The organism is Paenibacillus sp. S33, from assembly GCF_053615415.1.
The window spans coordinates 1,287,484-1,306,356 of the sequence record NZ_JBSIEZ010000001.1 but is presented as its reverse complement, the minus strand read 5'-3'; the positions used below and the strand labels follow the sequence as shown (position 1 = coordinate 1,306,356).

Sequence of the window (18,873 nt, the reverse complement as noted above, 5' to 3'; positions counted from 1 at the left end):
TTGCTTATACACGTAAAATGCTTATTTATTGCACGTAAAATGTGCCGAACAGCTGCTCCATCACGTCGGTGAGCTTCACGTTCCATTGCAGGAACACTTGATCCGGCTCCGGTTTGATGACTGGTGCATCGCCGTAGTAAGCCGGGTCGAGAATGACATCGTAGCCGTCTGCTTCGATGACGTTGCTCAGCGACAGCTGTGCCAGGTATTCTTTGATTGCACCGATAAGCGCCAGACGACCTTCCACCGTGTTGTTGATTTTGCCAATGTATGTCTCTTCGGCTGCACGCTGCAAGTCAGCGTTAATAGCGTCCATAACGCGGATGGAACGGATTTTCTTCCATGCGTTGTTTTGTCCGGCAGACGGGTTTACCAAGCTGTTAATCCCACGCAGCGCTTTGACCTGACGTCCGTCGAAGAACAGCAGGAAGACACCATTACGGACAGCCTGCTCCTGCTCGGAACGTGTCCAGCGGCGGGTTACATCCTCAAAAGGCGTAACCGCATATGTTGCCGATTGATTCAGACGTTGACCTGCGATCAGTCCGGCTACATAAGCAGCCGTTTGGGCAGAACTGTAGTCCGTACCTGCCAGACGTACGCCTGTACCGACGTTCACGATGCCTTCATGGTTCAGTGCCAGGGAACGTGCAGAGGCCACGCTGACGGCTGTTTTGGACACATCATCTGCCGCAGAACCGCCGAATACAGCGATTACGCCTTTACCTTCGTTGCGAACACGCTTGATCCAGGCCGCGAAGCTTTGCAGCAATGCCAGATCAGCTGCATAATCCAGGGCCAAGACATTAAATTCCTGTCCTTCAAGCGCCTCCTGCATCGCGATGTAATCGGCATTAACCAGCTTGCTATTGCCGCTGTTGCCGCCAGTGAGGTGTACGCCGCTGACATCCACCGGAATGCCGCCGTCGCCGACAACCTCAGCCTTCACCCATACGTTTTCGCTGTTCTCGTTCATGGCCTTGGCAATGGAGGCAGCCGTACCGTCACTGCCTTTGTACGTACCGAGCAGCTTGGTTCCTTCATAAAGGCGCACCTCACGTGCTTGCTCATCACCCAAAGTTGGCTGTACAGTTACAGCAAAACCATTACCACGGCTACCTGTATACAAAGCCTTCAGGCGCAGCACATCCGCTGGGGTCTCACCGCCGCTTTTCAGCGTCACAGATGCTTCAGCAGCTGTATCATCTGCCAAACGGTAGGCTAACAGCTTTTTCGGACCGCCCAGCAAAGCCAGATACAGCGTCGAATACGCGGTCGCCCCGTCCAGACTGTCACCTGAAAAGATTTGGCTGATTGCCGTTTCACTGCCGATCTCTACAAACTCACGTACAGGGCCCCAATTCGCCTTAACGGGTACAACGACTGTACCACGCGACCCACCTTGAATCGCTGAAGCTGCTGCTGCCTGAAAATTCATATACAAACCCGGTAATACCGGTTTATTCGTGTTTTCCCATGTTCCGCCTGCCATAATTAGTCCACCTTCGCTTTCATAAATTGTTCGATTTTAGTTTGTGCTTCTGCTACTGTAAACAGCTTGTCCTGTGTGCCAAAAAAGGCGCCTGCCAGCACTTCTTCTTTCACGGAAAACAATTGTTCTGCGTGCTCCTTTAGCTCCTCCAGCGTATAGCGGGGGCCACTTGCTTCCTGCCCGGAATGTACCGGGGCCTTCTCATGGTTTTCCAAGGTCACTCGGACCACCTCATTTCAAAATAGGATGAATTTCCACTCTGCGAATCAACGCCGCTTCCTCAGCTGGGCGCATACGCCGCTGTACCAGCATCAGCCGAAGCTGACCATCTAAAATGGCATCCGCCTGCAAATCGGCTGAAGCTTCAGCTGTAGACATATAACGGCCCTTGTCCTGATCCAGAGGAAGTTGGATTTGAGCGGCAAAGCCCTCGATCAATGCGGAAGCTGCGCGGTTTTCTTCAGTGGTGTCCGGGGCGGTAATATGCCCGATGAACCGTTTGCGCAGCTCATACATGGAGGCTCCCGCCATCCTAGTTTCACAGCCGCTCATTCGCCATAGTACCGCTTGCCGCGCTGGCTGTGCGGGCCATGCGTCGGCGTATACCGACCACGTTTCGCCCAGTTGCTTCTGCGTCCAGCGGACCAGCGCGGCCAGCCATTCATCCGGCTGTGCAGCACCACTTGCTGGAGCGGCCGAACCGCCTTCCGTTTCAGGCACATACACGCCAAAACGCAGCGTTCTATAGGCCTTCCCCGTAACAGTGTCCAGCTTTTCTGCATCCCGCACGCCCAAATAGTGCGCGGTAAAAGCCGACGTGTCCTCACCTTCGCCTGTCACCGATTCCCGGTGCAGTCCGGCAATCAGGGCATTTGCCCATACATCAGCCTGCGCCAGTCCGGCTTGTCCTGCGTACAGCTTGATGCGAATAACCTGCCGATAGCCGGCCCAGGAAGACTTCCAGATCTCCTCGCCCAGCGCCATAACAGCATACGGCTCCTCTGCCGTCTGCGACGGTGGCTGAACATCGTATACACGCCCTTGCAGCGCTGGAATAATTTCAATGAGCTTTTGCTTAAAGGCTTGTCTCATCCTGCGGCATGCCACCTTTGCGTACCCTGCGTTCGCATGTTGTGGCTGTTCAGCCAGGCTTTTTTCCACTTCCGTGTTCTCAGCCGGCGTAGCCTTGTACTCATGCATTGCAGCATCCCTTGCTTAGGCAACACGACTCCTCCTTTCTATTCAACGAATTCATCGGGAACCGACAGAGACAATCACCGCATGAAAAAACCGGCCCTAATGGCCGGCTAACGTTTGACTGTGTGTGTCTTCGGTATGTCCTCTTGTCTTGATTCCCGATGATATAATCTTACACCCTAATAACGAATGCGTTGCCGGGGAAATGGACGATAAAAGCAGAGACTAGGGATGAAGTTGGGAGGTTTTTTGAGAACGTGTGTTCCCGTCATGAAAAAAGGCCTTGATCCCTGTTATTACAGGAAATCAAAGCCTTTTAGGAAACGATTTTAAAATAGAAATGAGAACAAGTGGATAATTATTACATTATCCCAGTTTTCGATCCGCGCCCTTCTGCAAGCCTGCCAGATTCAAAACTCCTTGGTCCGCCAGCGCAAGCGCCATTTTGTAAAAAGCACGCGTGCGAAGCTTCGTATACGTATCCTTGCTGACCGGAGGGTCCAGTACGTAATTGTAAACCTTGTAATCAAACACATCGTCATCCTTTAAATAACGTTCACGGATGAGCAGTTGTTCGCGTTCATTCAAGCGACTCACTACCGCATCCACCATTTCGCAGTAGGCCAAGCGGGCGGCAGGAGCATCTACATTATATACGGCTGTCCGAGCCGTTGGATCGCTTGTCACATTCGTTGGTCCGTTCGGGCGATCCGTATAGCCAGCAGTAATAAAGCTCTCCCGATCCATAAAAGTAATCGTTTTATAAATTCGGTATTTCTCAAACACACCCTCCAATGCATTCTGCGTTTTGCGACGGTCCAATTCGGGTAAGTTATTTCTCATGTAAAGCATCACTCCTTATCTTATGCCTTTTGACAATGATGTATTTTTAAATGAGGATTTTGCACTTCGAAGCGACTGGAATCGAATTTTGCAAAAATCCTGAAATAGAAAAACGCTCGTGTTTACAATTTGTTCCCCTTTTGTTCGTATCTTGAGTATAACATAACATTATTTAGGATAGGTATCCATCGTCAAAAAAAGCAGTATACCTCCAAAAACAGGATATTCGCTTCATTTTTCTATGCCTTTTGGCATATTACGTGCTTTTACTATTTACCTAATGGTATAATAAAACTAATATCTATGATTCTCTTGCAGAAAGGAGCCCCCATTGTGGAACAGCCAGCATTCGGAACTTACTTAAAGCAGCAGCGTGAGCACAAACAATGGAGCATCAACCAGTTGGCAGATGCTGCTGGTATTAGCAATTCACAAATTTCCCGCATTGAAAATGGACTGCGCGGAATACCCAAACCCTCCACTCTCCGCAAAATAGCGGACGCGCTTAGCGTATCCTATACCGAAATGATGAAGGCCGCCGGATATTGGGGAGACGATGATTCAATGGAGCAAAGTCCACATGAACTTTATCCTTCTACTGTGCCGGAATGGGCAACCTCTAAAGACCGCCGGGATTTTAAAAAAATGCTGGAGGAAGACGACGAATTAATGTTCGATGGCATTCCGCTGGATGAAAAAGACCGCCAACGGATCAAAGACGTGCTGACAGGTCTGTTCTGGGAAGCCAAGCAGATGAACAAACATAAAAAGCCCAAAGAGCCCCGAACGGGCAAAGATCAGGGATAGCAGGTGAGCGTATGAACGAACTCATTCACAAACTTGTCCGAAAATACCGTACCAACTGCCCCTTCGATATTGCGAAAGCCCTGGGCATCCATATCCGATACTGCGATCTAGGCCCCACAACCAAAGGGCTGTATTACCACAAGCTGCGCAGAAGATTTATCGTTATCCACAATGGCCTCACACCCGAATGGGAACGGTTCGTCTGTGCGCATGAATTGGGACATGACCGACTGCATAAAGGCATTAGCCGCTTTTTTATGGAGGAGCATTCCTACTTTTCCCCAGGAAAATTTGAACAGCAGGCCAATCGGTTTGCCGTGCTTTTGCTGAGTGAAGGAAAACCGCCACTAGCTGACGAAACGTTGGATCACTATTTACCCCGTATCGGGCTGCCCAAAGAGACTGCCCTTTTTTTTGATCATAAAACAGAACATTAGTTCTCATTCTGTGAGCTGCTGTTGATTACTTCCTCTATAATATAGGTAACTAGACGATGGATTTAACAACCGATATATCAAAAAATTTTAATGCTTTAATATAAAATAGAAGTTATTTTTACAATCATCTGATAAAATGTGGTCGTAAGCGGTTTCTCTAATTCATTCATTTTATGGGAGGTTGAAGGAACAACATGAACTCATGGAAAAAACTCTCGTCAATCCTGACGACTGTCGCGCTTTTACTTGGGTGTCTCGGTACAGCAGCAGCAGACCCAGCAACCAATGTGGGAACAGCGGGAACGGCAACGGCTCCAGTCAGCGGTAAACACATCACCATCTTACATACGAACGATACCCATGCCCACGTGGTCGCGAACGACAAGGAAATGGGATTCGCCAAGCTGGCGGGTATCATTGATCAGTACCGGGCTTCCAATCCCAATACACTGCTGCTGGATGACGGGGATACCGTTCACGGAACGACCTTCGCTACTTTGGTTAAAGGTGAAAGTATTGTGAAAGTGATTAACAAGCTGCGCTATGATGCTATGGTTCCGGGTAACCACGAGTTTAATTATGGTTGGAAGCATCTTGTTGAGCTAAGTAAGGAAATTCAGTTCCCTGTGCTCAGCGCCAATATTAAACAAACCGACGGAACACGTTTGTTCGAACCCTATGTTATTAAAGAAGTGGACGGCGTTAAAATCGGTATTATCGGTCTGACTACGCCAGAAACGGCATATAAGACGAATCCCAAAAATGTTGAGGGTATTCAATTCACCGATCCTGCGGCTGAGGCCAAAGCGGCTGTTAATGAAATCCGCAGCAAAGTAGATGTCGTTGTTGTTCTTGGTCATCTGGGGCAGGATGCGTCTAGTAAGGACACCAGCCTCAAGGTTGTTAAGGAAGTGCCTGGCATTGATATTTTCATCGATGGACACAGCCATACCGTACTGGAAAAAGGCTTGGTTAGTGACAATGGTACATTGATCGCTAGCGCAGGTGAATACACCAAGTATTTGGGTGTTGTGGACTTATGGGTCGACGGCGGTAAGGTTACGCAAAAGCAAGCCAAGCTGATTGATTCGACTCAAGCAGTCGATGTTCAGCCCAACGCTGAGATTGCTGCATTGATCGCCTCCATTCAAAAGGACCAGGAACCTATTCTTAAAGAGGTTGTAACGCAAACGAGTGTGGATTTGGAAGGAGCACGCGAAAAGGTACGTGCAAGTGAAACCAATCTCGGTGACTTGCTCACCGATGCTATGCGTGACGTTTCGGGAGCAGACGTGGCTTTAACGAATGGTGGCGGCATCCGGGCTTCCATCAAGACGGGGACGGTAACCAAGGGAGACATCATCACTGTACTGCCCTTCGGCAACCAGATCGTTACCCTGAAAGTGAAGGGCTCTGACATTCAGGGCGCACTGGAAAATGGTACAGCCTCCTATCCAGAGCCAAGCGGAGGTTTCCCACAGGTATCAGGTATCACGTTCAAAATAGACACATCAGCAGCCAAAGGCAGCCGTGTTCATTCCATCCTGATCGGCGGAAAAACACTTGATCCTGAGGCAACATACACACTGGCCACCAATGATTTTACTGCCGTAGGTGGTGACCAATATACGATGTTCGCTAAATATCCACAAGCAGGTATGTTCGGCTCGCTTGATGAGGCGTTAATCCGCTATATGCAAAAGGTCGGCTCCGCTAGCCTGCAAGTACAAGCGGACGGTCGCATTCAAGAAGCCAAGGCTGACGGTAAAACTTCTGTCCCTGCCACACAAGCTGCGCCGTCTGCCTCAACCGCAACACCTGCACCTGTGCAGGAAAAGCCGCAACCCGTTCCTACACCGGCTGCGAAACCAGCACCCGCAAAACCGGCGCCGGCAAAGTCTCAAACAGCCAAGCCACAGCAGACATCAAATTCTGCACAAGTTACAAATAACCATGTATATGTTGTGAAATCCGGGGATACGCTGTATGACATTTCCCGCAAACATGGTACCACCTGGCAACAGCTTCAGCAGTTGAATAAGTTGAAGAATCCTCACCGCATTTATCCGGGACAAAAGTTAGACCTCCCGGCCTAATTCAATAGCTAGCAAAAGCAGCATCCGGAATCCTAGTGGTTTCGGATGCTGCTGTATGTCAGGCGTTTTTAGATATGCGATAGTCCAAGCTCATTTGGACATCGCATATTTTTTTTAAAAGCAAACCTTTTAACCGCTGACAAGTTGTGAACCGAGAGGTATGATGGAGAAGAGTCATTCGGGCAGAGAACATTCGTCCCGATACCCATCGGGATCAGTTATATGTGTGAAAGGAGTCCTGAAATGCAATACATTATTTACGATCTTGAATTTACTGTTAGCCGCAACGCCAGATATTCCTCCGAAATCATTGATATTGGTGCCGTCAAAGTTGTTCAGGGAGACGATGGCCTATACGTTGCGGATACGTTTCACAGTTTTGTAAGACCCTCGAATCGGCCTGTACTCTCTACAGATACCGTTCAGTTCACAGGTATTACTCAACGAGATATTGATGCCGCTCCACTATTTCCTGAAGCTGTGAAGGAATTCATAGCCTGGCTCGGTACGGATTCTCCTTATTATTTATGCGCATGGGGCCCGGATGACCGTCAGAAGCTGGTATCCCATTGTCGTACCCATCATGTAGATCTCGGATGGATTCATAATACAAATGATATACAGAAGCAGATTTCTCGTCTGTTTGGATCCAATGGAAAGTACCGTCAGTTGAGCTTGTCTCAGGCGCTGGAATTGTGCAACATTGACTTTGACGGTCAACAACACCGGGCACTGGATGATGCCGTGAACACTGCTCAGGTTTTCATGTACCATTTTGATCGTATTACATTAGTTCATAATGCTGCTGACGATGAGGAAAGCCGTGGATCGAAGCTCGTCTACTCCTCACCAGAAGAAGAACAGGAGCAGTACAGTCCTTTTGGCAATCTCGCCAACCTGTTTAAGGACCGTTAAGCGGATAGCTCCCCGGCCCGTTCCGGGGGATCTCCCCCTGTTATTCTTGATTTCCTGCCTTTTTATCGAAATAGAATGTCCCCCAGGTCCGCAGCATTTCTTGCATTCGTTTGCGGTACCGTAAAGGCTCCAGGATCTCGGCCTCAGCTCCATAGGAAGTGAGCCAATCCAAAAATTCACGGTCATGATTGACCGTCACCTCAAACAACAAACTTCCATCTGGCAAATCCCTAAGAAAAGGCTTGATGAACAGCTCCTCTTCTTTGACCCGATATACAGACTCGGCAGAAAAACGTACCACAAACCGGATATTCTGATTTCCTTTGGTCACCGACCAGGTCCCTTTAAAAAACATTTCCATTTCAGTTGTATTTTTTTGAAACGTATACGGCAAAATTCTCATGTTCCGAAATCGACTGATCCGAAAGGTTCTCATCGCGGATTGCTTGTGACAAAAACCAAGCATATAGAATCGCCGATCCTGCGGAACCAAACAATAAGGATCCACCTGAACGAGTGATACATCTTCATTTTGAGGTGAGCTGTATTCCGCTTCAATCGTCTGCTGCGTAAGACTCGCTAAAACAATCAGCCTGAGCAGATAGGGCTGGTTTTCCCGATCAAGTGTCGAGCCGAGCCGGACAATATTTTTCATTTCCTGCGCGAAGCTCGTCTGGTCCATCTTTTTTTTCTGACTAGAGGCCATCACTTTCTCATAAGCACTTTCAAAAGCTGGCGGTAAAAGAGGCTTTACCGTTTCCATAATCTCTCCCAGCTTAGTAAAAGCCTCTGCCTCTTCTTCCGTCCAATTCAAAGGATACAAAGCAAAATTGCTAATAAAAATGTACCCCTTGCCATGCCCCATATTCGTAATCGGTATATGCATAGCGCTTAGCGCCTCCATATCTCGGTATATGGTACGTTCTGATGTTTCACAACGTTCGGCAAGCTCTCTTGCCAATATCCCTGGATTTGCCTGAACAATAGTAATAATCCGCATTAAACGTATCAACCGATCAGTCAAGGAAGTCTCTCCTTTACAAAAAGATAGTAAATTAGACTCACTATATTACACAAATAAACTAGCATAATTGCCTATCTCAAAGTATCATTTTCAGTAAAACGAACATTTTCTAGCGATATCGCCTTATTAAAAAAGACTTTAGAACTATACGCTGTGAATGATACAAAAGTACCACTCCATTTATTACGTATAGCCAGAAGCAACTCGGCTTCCTGCAGGTAGTCCATATCATCGCTTCTTGCTGCACGTATAAGTAATTCATCTGCTTGTCTGGTAAGGATGAACGCCCCTTGCTCATATTCCCCTTTCTCGTACATACGCAATGCCTTTTTTACAATAGGGGACGTCTCATTCAGTTTTATGTATTTTTCCACCTTCGGGTTGGATGGAATGCTCAGCAGACCAAGATGATGCGTAAAATGAATGTAGAGCTGGTCTGTCCGGATCAGCGTTCGCTTTTCCTGCGATTGCTTGCGCCAGCTCCACTCCATCATTCCAATCGTATGTCTTCCGGACGAGTGAGCCGGTATAGAAAACGTCAAAATAGCCTGTCTATATTTTCCCCGCCTTACATCACCACAGTGAACAAACATGCTATCTCCGTTTTCCGAGCGTTTAAAACCGAGCCTTACCCCTTCAGCTTTTAATAAACTTACCCCGTTTTCTGGAATGAACTGGAGTTGAAGGTCACATCCCGCTGCTTTCGGTATTAGATTTCCTTTTCTTTTGCGTATAGCTCCATAGCCCCATTCTATCAGTAGATTTACTTGTTTGGACCCATTCGCAGATATAGACTCTTTGTCCCAAGTGTACGTTACATTGAGCATTGACTTCACCACTGGTAAATTCCCCCTAAAAGAACATGTAACTCTAAATTAACAGTGTTATCTGACACTATATTGTCAGGGAACGTATGTTTGATTGTGAAAATTATACATGGGAATCTTTATGAAGGGGGACCTAGTTTGGTAAATAACATTTTAAACCATTTGAATTACATAAATGCGCAAAAAAGCCCGGCGTATGCCGGGCCATATTATAGTCTACTTCTATATTTAAACTTATGAGATTGTAGTTTCTGTTAAAGAAACATTCGTTTTTGTGCAAATATCAGATATAGGAGCAAAAGTAGTGCTATCTACGACGAGTTCCTTTGATAACGGCTTTCCATTTACAGTGATTTTTAAAGTTTTATAGTTTTGTTCTCTCTCATTCATCTTGCAAAATCTCCTTTTATATCAATTTTTAATATATTTCAGTTCATATATTCAACTTAAACCCCTGATCAGGTGCGGATCGTTCTTTACTCGTATGCTGGGAAAAATGCCGGAATGTTGCCGCTTCCTTGATATACCCGTTTTAAGGTACACTTAAACTAATATATCGACTTTTTTTGAGGACATTTTCTTCATATTTATCGTCCGTTTATTCTAAAATCTGCATCCGAATCGTTATATTATACGTAACCATGTCATATGGGTAATGATCTATATCATCTAACATCTTGGTTTATCAAAAGGGGGAACATCTCTTGGCACGACCAACTTGTCGTTTTGCTTTGTACCGCCGCATTGTCTGCGCTGCTATAGCACTTTTGTTTATTTTTGGGATAACTCGTGTACCCGAAGTACATGCTGCTTATTGGGATGATGTGTACCAAGGCTTCGAGCAATTTTCGCGGTTGCCCGGTGATGTGTATCAGCTCAAGGAAAGCTACCGACAAACACAGGAGGATCTGGAGAAGGCCCGTAACAGCTTAGAAGCCTATCAAGAGCAAAACGCCCAATTACTGGAGCAAAACCGCAAGCTGACTGACACTGTCACAGAATTAAAAAATCTTCAAACCCAGCGCGATCAGGCTTCACACCGAAATAAAATGCTCATCATCACAGCTATAATTCTGCTGGCCGGTTATTTTATCGGTATCCGACTGTTGCGTTACGGGATGCGTCGACGTTCGGGAAGATACTAACTGCCTGAAAGGATGAAAGGTCTGAATGGACATACAAGCAGGACAACACCATGATGAAAGCGTCGGTTCGGTCGTAACGCTCGATCTGGCGGAAGGAGAAAAGCTGCACGTTCTGCATCCGCAGCAAATCATCGCATACCGCGGACCCAGCTCAGGCCGTAGTGATAAACTAATGAACATTAAGGGCATGTATCGCAAACACAAACTGATTCAGGCCGATTTCACAGGAGCTTGTCGCCTAATTGCCGCACTTCCACCTGGCTTTAGTCTAAAAATGATTAAGCTTGAAGGAAGCGATGATCTGTTATACGATTTTCGCAACCTGTTCTGGTACAGCTCCGGTATTCAAATGCGTACCAAGCTGCTAAGCATGAAAAACATGTTGTTTAGCCGCGATGTTATAAAAATGAAATTTGACGGTGTGGGTCAAATCGGTCTTTTGACACAGGGATTGGTATGTCAAGAACAGCTTCATCCGACAGAGCCGATATATGTGGATGCGAGCAGCGTCATTGCCTATCCCGAAAACGCCAAACTGGAGTTGACCGTGTACGGCAACCATCTGGCCAGTCAGCATATGAACTATCATTTTAAAATGACCGGACAGGGTACCGTACTATTCCATGCCGGGGAACATCATCGGCGGCTCCAACAGGATATGAACGACGATGGCGTGATCAAGCGCTTTTTACGGGAAGTCATTCCATTTGGTGGAGTGTTTATCAAATAGCCTTGCCATGCTATAATGACAATGCTAAAGCCGTCTGTCCTCGTGGCAGATACTAATGAAGAAAATCCATGCGTCATGCATGGGAGAGGTTCGCGAACTCCCTCTATAAAAAACTAACGATGCTTTGTCCTCCGCAAGAAAAATGAATTCGCGGGGCAAGGCCTGTTTTTTGTTGAAGTCGGTTCAAGAACTCTCCTTCTTCCAAGTGACAAGACTCCGTGTCTTGCACCATTCCAAGAAGATCGAGAGGTTTTTTTATGTTTGCAAACGAAAAAGCAGTCGTCGTATTCAGCGGCGGCCAAGACAGCACAACCTGTTTATTTTGGGCAAAAAAACATTTTGCTGAAGTAGAAACCGTGACGTTCGATTACGGTCAACGCCACAAGCAGGAAATCGAAGTAGCCGCTGGAATCGCCCGTGAACTAGGTGTTCCACAAACGGTACTGGATATGAGCCTGCTTAATCAACTAGCCCCTAATGCCCTCACACGCACCGACATTGACATTACACAACAGGAAGGCGAACTGCCTAGCACCTTTGTAGACGGTCGCAACCTTCTGTTCCTGAGCTTCGCGGGAGTTCTCGCCAAGCAAAAAGGAGCGCGCCACTTGATTACAGGCGTTTGTGAGACGGATTTCAGCGGCTATCCCGATTGCCGGGATTCTTTTATCAAATCGCTGAACGTCACACTGAACCTTTCGATGGACTATCCCTTTGTGATTCATACCCCGCTCATGTGGCTGAACAAGGCCGAAACCTGGCATATGGCCGATGAGCTGAAAGCTTTTGAATTTGTAAGAACACGTACACTAACGTGCTATAACGGCGTCATTGGCGACGGCTGTGGCGAATGCCCTGCTTGCAAACTTCGCCGTGCTGGACTCGAGCAATATCTCGCGATGCGCGGAGCTTCCTCCCAAGGAGTTGAAGGTCATGCGTGAGCCAGGTACCTTTCGCATTGTCGACAAGCTCCAGCAGTTCGGGACAGACATTAATCACTCTCAGCTGCGTTATCACCGCAAACGTGTATTGGTCAGCAAACAATTTACATTCGATGCAGCACATCATTTGCACTGCTACGAAGGCAAATGCAAAAATCTGCACGGTCATACCTATATCGTCGTTTTTGGCATAAGCGGTATACCGGGCGAAACGGGTCTAACGCTGGATTTTGGTGACATCAAAACGATCTGGAAAGAGCGGATTGAGCCTTTTCTGGACCATCGTTACTTGAATGAGACGCTTCCTCCAATGAATACAACGGCGGAAAATATGGTCGTCTGGATCTTTGAACAAATGGAGTCAGCCTTGACCTCGGATGCATACTGCAACCGTGTCGAAGGTGGACGTACCGAGTTTGTACGGTTGTTCGAGACACCTACCAGCTACGCCGAGTTCCGACGGGAGTGGATGCTCGATGAGTAATACCTTGACTACTCACCAACCCATGATAGCCTCCCACGGGACCCAAATAGCCCCTATTCCCGTACTGGAGGTGTTTGGTCCCACCGTTCAGGGCGAAGGGATGGTCATTGGTCGTAAAACAATGTTTGTTCGTACCGCAGGCTGCGATTACCATTGCTCGTGGTGTGACTCCGCCTTTACCTGGGACGGCAGCGCCAAGGATCAAATCCGTCGTCTGAGTGCCACAGACATTTGGCAGGAGCTGAAGGCCATCGGTGGCGAACGGTTTTCGCATGTGACCCTTTCTGGAGGCAATCCTGCCCTGCTACCGCAGCTTGGGGAGCTAATCACCCTGCTACGCAGCCAAGGCATTGCCACCGCTGTCGAAACACAAGGCTCCCGCTGGCAGGAATGGCTGTACGATATCGATGAGGTAACCCTATCCCCGAAGCCACCCAGCTCGGGTATGACGACCAACTGGAGCGTGCTGGATGATATCGTCGCCCGTCTGTCAAACCGGAAGATGGCTGGCGAGTCCCGAGCTACGTCCAACGTCCCAACCGCAACAGGCTTGAAGGAACCCGCTAATGATTCTGCGCGGCTCTATACCGGAGCTTGCAGCTTGAAGGTCGTCATCTTCGATGACACCGATCTTGCCTACGCCCGCACCGTTCACGAGCGCTATCCACACGTACCGCTGTTCCTCCAGACGGGTAATCCAGATGTGAACACGGAGAACACCGGACAAATTGCGGAGTCCCTTCTCCATCGTTATGAATGGCTTATCGACCGTGTCATGGACGATTCCCGACTAAACGACGTAAGAGTACTCCCACAGCTCCACACCCTCGTATGGGGCAACAAACGCGGCGTATAACACTTATATGTAATATATTCCGTATGAGCTGTATGTGATACACAAGTTACGCCAAATTAGTCGAAGTACATCCTCGACATCCAAAAGAGAAACCCTCGTCCGTGAGGGCGGGGGTTCTCGCAAAATAACGCTCCTTTCATATAGGAGCGAGCATTATTCACTTCTGCCCCAACCAATATGTAAACGGGTAGGGACTTTATGGTGTTGACGGCGGTCGGCAGCGAAGCGGAGGAATTGAAGCTGGAGAAGCGATAGCGTTCGCCTTTGAAATGGGATTCTAACCTATATCTTTCGTCTTATCAGAAAGAATCCCATTTCAACAGCGATCGGAAGATCAAATCCTTCGCGGAGCGACCTCCCCACCACCATAACTCCCTATCTCTTTTCCAAACCAAACTTACTTTAAGGAGCCTCATCCATATGACCGGAAGAACACCCGAAGAAATGACCGACGTTACCCTACTTGGCAATCAAGGCACACAATACACTTTTGCCTATGATCCCGCCATTCTCGAAAGCTTTGATAATAAACATCCGTATCGGGATTATTTTGTAAAGTTCAATTGCCCGGAGTTCACCAGCCTGTGCCCGATTACAGGACAGCCTGATTTTGCAACCATCTACATCAGCTACATCCCTGATATTAAAATGGTAGAAAGCAAATCCCTTAAGCTGTACCTGTTCAGCTTCCGTAACCACGGCGATTTCCATGAAGACTGCGTCAATATCATCATGAATGACTTGATTAAGCTGATGGACCCTCGCTACATTGAAGTATGGGGCAAATTCACGCCACGCGGTGGCATCTCTATCGACCCGTATACCAACTACGGCAAGCCAGGAACGAAGTATGAACAGATAGCGGAGCACCGCATGATGAACCATGATATGTACCCGGAAAAGATCGATAACCGTTAAGCTAATACTCCCTATCCTTAAACAATAAAGTGCACCCCTAGAATACACGTTGGGATAACCTTCTGGTTTATCCCCATGTATTTTAAAGGTGCACTTCAATTGTTATATAGCGAGCTAATTATGTTTTACTTAGTGACTTTCAACTGAGCACTGTCAGCTGTATAGATAACCTTCACTTTATAATTGCTTGGTAAACCTACCGTTTCAATCGAAGAAAATGCTCCATTCCGTTTAGCATAAGTTAAGATCGTAGCACCATTAGCCGGTACATATTTGTTAGAAAAATTCAGACGTAATTTTCCGTTGAGTATAGCTGTTCCCCTCGTTTTGAGTACATCATTTTTACTGCGCAGGTTAAGCTCAAGTGTTCCCTTGGCAGATTGTCTGTAATTTCCGCCAATAATCAGCTTTCCAGAAGCATTTTTAAGAAGAGTTCCCCCGTTATTCGTAATTCCACCACTTCCGAAAGCCGTTTCCGAAGTTCCCTCCAAAGTACCTTGGTCGATCTGTGTACCGCCGGAATACGTATTGTTACCCATTAGCTTCAACGTACCTGTTCCCTTTTTAGTCAGCTTTCCAACACCAGAGATATTATTGCGCCAGCGATCCAATGCATTGAAACCGCCTTTGGAAGCGTCCATATTCACCGTCACATTATTGGCGAAAGCACCGTAGCCATCCGCAGCGGAAAACAAGTTCAATCGTCCCCATCCCTCAGCATCATCAAGTACAGGATAGCCGGAAGGAATCCCCGTGGTAGCCAAAACCCAACGACGTTGTGTGCTATCCAGGTAAGGCAAGCGTGTCTCCAATAGTACCTCAGCTCCCTTAGGCACTGTCATTGGCGTCGTAGTTGGATTAACCTGACTGAATCCGTATGTTAATCGTTGATTATAATTTTTTTTGTTTGTGGCATAATTGCTGAACCGATCTGGAGCTGTACCTTTTTGAGATAGCAGTTGTTTACGAGCATCCTGATAAGCGGCTTTCTTCAAGCTGCTATTGGCTGGATCAGACAGGATAGCAGCCGCCATCGCCGTTGCCATGACACGCCCTCCCATAACATCAAGCGGTGAATGCATACCAGCAACAACACGGTTATTGCCCAGCTCCGAAGCTCGCGTCAGCAGTTCTTGATAACGCTCCGGCACGGCGTAGGCCATAGCAATAGAACTGAGATACGCAGCATTGGTATGACCGCTAGGAAAGCCGCCATCGCTAGTAGCATCAGCTTTGAGAGCGGGAATAAGGCTCGGAACAACTACTGAGTTATCGCTCCAGCGAAATGGGCGAGGGTAGCTAAAATAAGACTTAGCTGGGTTCGTCGTAGAATATTCCCCGCGCAAGGTATTTACCAGATTTACGATGTTGCCGAGATTGGAGCTTGTACTCCCAGCATTCGTTCCCTCATCTTCGTATTTCTTAGTCAGAGCATCTGCCGGAATGTCGTTGATCGTTGTCGTGGCACCTGCATTCTTTCGATATACATCAGTGAGCGAACCCAGACCGTCGATCACACTGTAGCTCTGGTTTCTGCGATCATCCAAATAAGCTGCATCAGCCTCACTAGAAGTGCGACGGGCAGCTATATCAATCACTTTTTGAATATTGGCGTCCAGCACGCTGCTGTTTTGCTTGGTACCTGTATCCCAAGTAGCACCGGGAGTCCAAAGCTTATTAAATTCGGAGAGCAATCCGAGAGTCGGATTAGAGCTTTCCGTCTTATTTGCAGAACTATTATTTTTATAATGATCTACGAAGTATCCCCATGACGGTTCTGTTGGAGTTACCGTTGTTGGTAGGGTTGCCGCACTCGCATAACTTCCACCCAGGGAACCTAGAAGTAATGGTAAAGATAGTAATGCAACTGATAGTGGTTTCCTTAGCGATTTCATTCTCAAATCAGATCCTCTCTTCTCTTGTGCTCTTTATGCTTTCTCTACGGAGCTATTATCTATATAACAAGATGTATGACATAAAGAATCATATCTTAAGTTTGTTAAATCAAGAGCTTAGTTTTGTTAAATGAAAAAAAGGCATCCCAAGAGCCGTATATACGACTCTGGAGACACCTCGTTCAAACCGTTATAGAAAAACCAGCTACCCTACAGCCATACTTCTATGACTTTGCCATTCACGAAAGCTACCGCCTTGAAATAAAGACTACGGTTGCCGTATACCCAGGCTTCGACTTGAGTTCCGTTTGAAGCAGCCCCCTTTTCTTTGACTGTTGGGTTTCCCCATGCGAACTGCACCTGCGTCGTATTCATGCCCAAGCTTATCTCATTATTTTTAATCTTGTTCCAGATGGCTTGCGACCATTGGTATTTCTTGTACGGATCGTAAGTCAGAAATTGATCGGAATCAGACAGCATTTGTGGAATGCGTGAAGCTCCGATGATGGAAAACGTGTCATAAGTTTCGCCATTGGCCCCCTGGAAAATAACTTCGTAAGATTTAACACCATTCGGGTCCGTGCTGACTTTGATATCTTTAACTGTTACCTTGCCAAATCGCTCTCCAGCGCTATAGAAGTTATTGACCCAATAGGTTTTGCCAATTAATTTGGACAGACTGCCCAGATCAATGGCTCTGATAATTTTTGCCGTTTCCGGCGTCTCAATGACCAGCTTGGTAGCGCCCACAGATAATTCTCCTTGCTGGCGGTCACGATTCCATTTGAATCCGCCCAACTTCAGATCGGTCAGTAATGTTCCCGGGAATACAACCTGTCCGTTAACCGTTTGAACCTTGCCCTTCAGTGCAACAGGTTTACCATTCACCATTGCGGTGGAACTCCCTTTTTGGAGTACGATATTGTTTTTACCCAGCTTGATCGTAAAGGTCTGGTTCACCACGGTAACAGATCCACCCAGCGTCTTGAACACAGACTGCACAGGCAAATACACATTACCGTTCAGTATAGCCGCCCCGGTCAAGGTTTGATCGGACGAAACCTTTAGTGTAAAAGAAGATGGTATTCCTTCGGTCCGCAGAGCTACGGATGTGCTTCCAATGCCCCTTACTTTGAGTGTACCGGAACCATTCTGCTGTAGCTCGGCAACCTGCGGTTTCTCCACTTCAATCTCACTAGCTTCGGGATGACGTGTTAGTCGATAACCGTTCGAATACGTCTCTTGTACATTTAATTGAATCGTATCGCCGATGGCAGCCTCTTTAGAGGTCGTCAACAAGGACATACCCGTTAATGTAGGCAAGCTCAGCGCAGTCGTGATTCCGTCCTTATAGCCAACCCAAGAGCCATCCTTTAATTGTGCAAAAAGCTCGTCAGGCGAATCAACCAACCGTGCAACATTAGATAACCCGCTAAGCTGCACAGCTGGATATTTCTTCATTCGGTCATAGCTCCATACAGTCCCGTCATGATGTACAGTAATCAAGACATGTGTACCTTTTTTCCATAAAATCGAAGCAATATCACTTCCCACTTCGCGCGGTGGTTCATTGGTCAGCATATCCAGCATCGTGACATGGCCATCTTCCTTAAGCACTGCAGCATACGCCGTACTCATTTTGATATCAAGCGCACCATCTACATGACCTATCTTGCGGGGCTTAGATTCTGCGTACCCTGTGGAATACCATACATCACCGGATCGAGTAAGAACCGTAAAGTAGGTACTTACCTTATCACCGTCTATAGCATCCGATATTCCCTCAACCTGTTCTCTTCCCCAGGAGATCGTCCCATCGGTTTTAATAGCCAAACCCTCACCTGTAATTTCTTTAACTCCTGAGGATTGAGCCGTCACTTTTGGGTCGGAGTTATCATCCCAGATGGCTACCTTCCCGTCCTCAGTCCAGCCATAATAACCTTGGCTCTCGTTTTTGCTGCCTGTAATGCCTTTCAAATTCAATTTCTCAATAACCGGGCCATCTATACTCTTTCTCCATAAAGAACCGTCATCCAGTATGTAGTTATTCCGGTCGATCACGTCTATAATTTTAGCGTTTTTCCAAGTGTTGTTCGTCGTTACATTTGCCGCTACTGCTGTTTCTCCATTGTTTAACGCAGTTCCCACCACCGCTCCACATACCAAAGATACTGCCAGCAAAATCTTCATTGCTTTTCTCATCGTGGTTCCCCTTTTCTATCTATATTTCAATATCAATATTTTGCATAACTTCATTCCCAACGCT

General features: G+C 47.1%; 19 protein-coding genes and 1 riboswitch. Of the genes, 10 read left to right on the top strand and 9 right to left on the bottom strand.

Annotated elements, in window-relative coordinates; genetic code table 11:
* Positions 1 to 25 precede the first annotated feature (25 nt).
* The 4 genes from ACWGXJ_RS06080 to ACWGXJ_RS06065 all read right to left on the bottom strand — a co-directional run bounded on the left by ACWGXJ_RS06080 (position 26) and on the right by ACWGXJ_RS06065 (position 3,532).
* The gene (locus tag ACWGXJ_RS06080) at positions 26 to 1,492 is read right to left on the bottom strand and encodes a phage tail sheath family protein (protein WP_134903949.1); all 1,467 of its coding nucleotides are present in this window, start codon (positions 1,490 to 1,492) and stop codon (positions 26 to 28) included.
* A gap of 2 nt (positions 1,493 to 1,494) precedes the next feature.
* Complete coding sequence (locus ACWGXJ_RS06075; protein ID WP_235307572.1) at positions 1,495 to 1,713, bottom strand: hypothetical protein; 219 nt, start codon at positions 1,711 to 1,713, stop codon at positions 1,495 to 1,497.
* 10 nt (positions 1,714 to 1,723) lie between these two features.
* A complete protein-coding gene (locus tag ACWGXJ_RS06070; RefSeq protein WP_452566398.1) occupies positions 1,724 to 2,692 on the bottom strand; it encodes a hypothetical protein in 969 nt (322 codons plus the stop codon).
* Between the two features lie 363 nt (positions 2,693 to 3,055).
* Positions 3,056 to 3,532 carry an ArpU family phage packaging/lysis transcriptional regulator gene (locus tag ACWGXJ_RS06065; protein ID WP_013309118.1) on the bottom strand — a complete coding sequence of 159 codons (477 nt, stop codon included), beginning with the start codon at positions 3,530 to 3,532 and terminating at the stop codon, positions 3,056 to 3,058.
* 333 nt (positions 3,533 to 3,865) lie between these two features.
* On the opposite strand from ACWGXJ_RS06065, the gene ACWGXJ_RS06060 reads away from it, so the two are divergent.
* From ACWGXJ_RS06060 to ACWGXJ_RS06045, 4 genes are all read left to right on the top strand, one after another.
* A complete protein-coding gene (locus ACWGXJ_RS06060) occupies positions 3,866 to 4,339 on the top strand; it encodes a helix-turn-helix domain-containing protein (RefSeq protein ID WP_250267634.1) in 474 nt (157 codons plus the stop codon).
* Positions 4,340 to 4,350: 11 nt separating this feature from the next.
* On the top strand, positions 4,351 to 4,776 hold the full coding sequence (locus ACWGXJ_RS06055) for an ImmA/IrrE family metallo-endopeptidase (protein WP_250259133.1): 426 nt from the start codon (positions 4,351 to 4,353) through the stop codon (positions 4,774 to 4,776).
* Between the two features lie 194 nt (positions 4,777 to 4,970).
* Entirely contained in the window at positions 4,971 to 6,872 is a 1,902-nt protein-coding gene (locus tag ACWGXJ_RS06050) for a 5'-nucleotidase C-terminal domain-containing protein (protein WP_452566397.1), read from the top strand.
* A gap of 243 nt (positions 6,873 to 7,115) precedes the next feature.
* Positions 7,116 to 7,787 (top strand): 3'-5' exonuclease, encoded by a 672-nt coding sequence (locus ACWGXJ_RS06045; RefSeq protein WP_061831175.1) that lies wholly within the window; start codon positions 7,116 to 7,118, stop codon positions 7,785 to 7,787.
* Positions 7,788 to 7,827: 40 nt separating this feature from the next.
* Here ACWGXJ_RS06045 and ACWGXJ_RS06040 read toward each other — a convergent pair whose 3' ends face one another.
* The 3 genes from ACWGXJ_RS06040 to ACWGXJ_RS06030 all read right to left on the bottom strand — a co-directional run bounded on the left by ACWGXJ_RS06040 (position 7,828) and on the right by ACWGXJ_RS06030 (position 10,028).
* Positions 7,828 to 8,811 (bottom strand): helix-turn-helix transcriptional regulator, encoded by a 984-nt coding sequence (locus ACWGXJ_RS06040; protein ID WP_061831176.1) that lies wholly within the window; start codon positions 8,809 to 8,811, stop codon positions 7,828 to 7,830.
* A gap of 71 nt (positions 8,812 to 8,882) precedes the next feature.
* The gene (locus ACWGXJ_RS06035) at positions 8,883 to 9,650 is read right to left on the bottom strand and encodes a hypothetical protein (RefSeq protein ID WP_452566396.1); all 768 of its coding nucleotides are present in this window, start codon (positions 9,648 to 9,650) and stop codon (positions 8,883 to 8,885) included.
* Between the two features lie 222 nt (positions 9,651 to 9,872).
* Entirely contained in the window at positions 9,873 to 10,028 is a 156-nt protein-coding gene (locus tag ACWGXJ_RS06030; RefSeq protein ID WP_322173349.1) for a hypothetical protein, read from the bottom strand.
* A gap of 314 nt (positions 10,029 to 10,342) precedes the next feature.
* Between ACWGXJ_RS06030 and ACWGXJ_RS06025 the strand changes: the two genes are divergently transcribed.
* The 6 genes from ACWGXJ_RS06025 (at position 10,343) to queF (ending at position 14,712) form a co-directional block, all read left to right on the top strand.
* On the top strand, positions 10,343 to 10,783 hold the full coding sequence (locus ACWGXJ_RS06025) for a hypothetical protein (RefSeq protein ID WP_023987365.1): 441 nt from the start codon (positions 10,343 to 10,345) through the stop codon (positions 10,781 to 10,783).
* A 25-nt stretch (positions 10,784 to 10,808) separates the two neighbouring features.
* Positions 10,809 to 11,513 (top strand): AIM24 family protein, encoded by a 705-nt coding sequence (locus ACWGXJ_RS06020; RefSeq protein WP_013309110.1) that lies wholly within the window; start codon positions 10,809 to 10,811, stop codon positions 11,511 to 11,513.
* Between the two features lie 79 nt (positions 11,514 to 11,592).
* Positions 11,593 to 11,636: riboswitch (PreQ1 riboswitch) on the top strand.
* A 134-nt stretch (positions 11,637 to 11,770) separates the two neighbouring features.
* Positions 11,771 to 12,454: a 7-cyano-7-deazaguanine synthase QueC gene (gene queC / locus ACWGXJ_RS06015; protein WP_254326568.1), complete on the top strand. Its 684-nt coding sequence runs from the start codon at positions 11,771 to 11,773 to the stop codon at positions 12,452 to 12,454.
* Positions 12,447 to 12,938, top strand: coding sequence for a 6-carboxytetrahydropterin synthase QueD (queD, locus tag ACWGXJ_RS06010; RefSeq protein ID WP_452566395.1), 492 nt, complete (start codon positions 12,447 to 12,449; stop codon positions 12,936 to 12,938). Before queC ends, queD begins: the two co-directional genes overlap by 8 nt.
* Positions 12,931 to 13,794 (top strand): 7-carboxy-7-deazaguanine synthase QueE, encoded by an 864-nt coding sequence (queE, locus tag ACWGXJ_RS06005; protein ID WP_452566394.1) that lies wholly within the window; start codon positions 12,931 to 12,933, stop codon positions 13,792 to 13,794. The genes queD and queE overlap by 8 nt, the downstream gene beginning before the upstream one ends.
* Positions 13,795 to 14,214: 420 nt before the next feature.
* A complete protein-coding gene (gene queF / locus ACWGXJ_RS06000) occupies positions 14,215 to 14,712 on the top strand; it encodes a preQ(1) synthase (protein WP_013309106.1) in 498 nt (165 codons plus the stop codon).
* Positions 14,713 to 14,837: 125 nt separating this feature from the next.
* Here queF and ACWGXJ_RS05995 read toward each other — a convergent pair whose 3' ends face one another.
* Together ACWGXJ_RS05995 and ACWGXJ_RS05990 are read right to left on the bottom strand one after the other, a co-directional pair.
* A complete protein-coding gene (locus tag ACWGXJ_RS05995) occupies positions 14,838 to 16,607 on the bottom strand; it encodes a phosphatase PAP2 family protein (protein WP_452567872.1) in 1,770 nt (589 codons plus the stop codon).
* A 210-nt stretch (positions 16,608 to 16,817) separates the two neighbouring features.
* Complete coding sequence (locus ACWGXJ_RS05990; protein WP_452566393.1) at positions 16,818 to 18,809, bottom strand: stalk domain-containing protein; 1,992 nt, start codon at positions 18,807 to 18,809, stop codon at positions 16,818 to 16,820.
* Between the last annotated feature and the right edge of the window lie 64 nt (positions 18,810 to 18,873).